General features: G+C 62.5%; 1 protein-coding gene. It reads right to left on the bottom strand.

Annotated features, from left to right (window positions below; genetic code table 11):
- Positions 1-256 (bottom strand): M24 family metallopeptidase (locus SB753_RS39100; protein ID WP_410805425.1); only part of this gene is annotated, 256 nt, incomplete at both ends.

A 256-nucleotide genomic window follows, 5' to 3' on the forward strand; every position in this document is an offset into this window, starting at 1 on the left:
AGTACTTTTCGGGCACATCATCAGCGGCTCGGATGTAAAGGCCCGGCTCGATCGTCAGCGTCATGCCCGGTTTCAGCGTGCGCCACGGCAATGCGCCGGTTTCATCAACGGGCGCGCCGCGCTCGCGATAGTCGCCCGCGTCGTGCACGTCCATGCCAAGCCAATGTCCCGTGCGATGCATATAGAAGCGCGCATACGCACGCTCCTCGATCACCTCGTCGACGCCCGCGAACAGATCGCGATTGAGAATGCCCGT

The sequence above is a fragment of the Paraburkholderia sp. SIMBA_053 genome (genome assembly GCF_046534895.1).
In the GTDB taxonomy this organism is placed as follows: Bacteria; Pseudomonadota; Gammaproteobacteria; order Burkholderiales; family Burkholderiaceae; genus Paraburkholderia; species Paraburkholderia caledonica.